This is a genomic window from Variovorax sp. 01T439_2, assembly GCF_056398445.1.
Window position 1 is genome coordinate 1 of record NZ_JBFTPJ010001157.1, and the last position, 1,588, is coordinate 1,588.

General features: G+C 70.6%; 2 protein-coding genes. Both read right to left on the reverse strand.

Translation table 11 applies throughout. From position 1 onward, the window contains the following. The coding region (locus AC1DOC_RS33020) for a M20/M25/M40 family metallo-hydrolase (RefSeq protein ID WP_478131489.1) at positions 1-798 on the reverse strand (798 nt) is incomplete at its 3' end. A 61-nt stretch (positions 799-859) separates the two neighbouring features. After that, the coding region (locus AC1DOC_RS33025) for a 16S rRNA (uracil(1498)-N(3))-methyltransferase (RefSeq protein WP_478131490.1) at positions 860-1,588 on the reverse strand (729 nt) is incomplete at its 5' end.

Here is a 1,588-nt window from a genome sequence, read left to right on the forward strand (position 1 = left end):
GGCGCGGCCCATGCCGTGGATCGCACTGGGCACCTGGCCGAAGGCGGCAAAGCTGTGGCCGCCCGGGCCCTTGAACGTGACTTCATAGCGGTGGCTCGCCGTGCCGAGCACCAGCACGTTGCCGTCGGGCGAAGGCTCCAGCCCCACCATGCCGTCGATGTCGAGGTGGTCGCGGAAGATGGCCTTCATGCCGCGCAGGTTGCCGAGCTCTTCCTCGCCCACATTGGCGACGAAGAGCAGGTCGCCCACGGTCTGGACCTTGTTGTCGTTGAGCACCTTGAGCCACGACAGCAGCACCGACAGGCCGCGCGTATCGTCCGCGATGCCGGGCGCGTGGAGCTTGCCGTCATGCTCCTTCACCTTCACGTCGGTGCCGGCGGGGAACACGGTGTCCAGGTGGGCCGAGACCAGCAGCTTGGGGCCGTTGCCGGTGCCCTTGCGCAGCCCGACCACGTTGCCCTCGGCATCGATCTTTGCGTCGGCGAGCCCGAGCGCCTTCATGCGCGCCAGGAAGGCCTCGGCGCGCTTGCTTTCCTTGAACGGCGGCGCTTCGATCTCGGTCAGCATCTTCAGGTCTTCGACCGAACGCTCGTGGTCGGCCTTGACCGCGTCGAGCAGCTTCTGGACCGCGGGCGCCGCCATCAGCTGCGTGAAGGTTTTTTCCACCTCGGGAGTGACCTGCGCCGGCGTGGGGGCGACGGCGGTGTTCTGGGCCTGCGCGCCCGGCGCGGCGCAGAGCAGGGCCAGCACAAGGGGCGCGAGGGGGGCAAGCCGGAGGGCGCGTGGCGAACGAGGCATGGCGTGGAGAGCCTTTTCTTGTGATGGGGATGGGTGAGGCGGGCCTTGGCGGAAGCGCCGCTCAGGGGCCCGCGAGCAATACCAGCGCGGCCAGCGCCGCGGTTTCGGCGCGCAGCACGCGCGGCCCGAGCGTGACCGGCGCAAAGCCGCAGGCCAGCGCTTCCTGTTCCTCGGCGCTGCTCAGGCCGCCCTCGGGGCCGCTCAGCACCAGCACGCTGCGATCGGCCGGCGCCGAGGCGGTGGCATCGGCCAGGCGCCGCGTGCCTTCGGCCAGGCTCAGAACAAGGCGCAGCGGGGCCTCGCCCGCATGCGCGCCTATCCAGGCCGAGGGGCTCGAGAACGGCCGCACCGGATGGATCCGCGGCACGCGGTTGCGGCCGCATTGCTCGCAGGCGGCAATCGCAATCGCTTCCCAATGCGCCCTCTTCTTCTCGGCGCGCTCGCCCGAAAGGCGCAGCACGCCATGGGCCGTGGCCAGCGGCTGGATGCTCGCGACGCCCAGTTCGGTGGCTTTTTCGACCAGCCAGTCCATGCGCTCGTTGGCCGGCATGCCGACGGCCAGGTGCACCGAGCGCACGGCCTCGCGCTCGGCCGGTGCATGGGCGCCGATCGTCACCGACACATCGCTGCGCCCCATGCGCTCCACGGTTGCCGCATATTCGCCGCCCGAGCCGTCGAACAAGGTGAGCGCATCGCCGGGCTGCATGCGCAGCACCTGAACGTGGCGCGCGGGGCCGGGAGGCAGTTCGAGCGAGGCACCCGCGGTCAAGGGCACCGGACAGTGGAAACG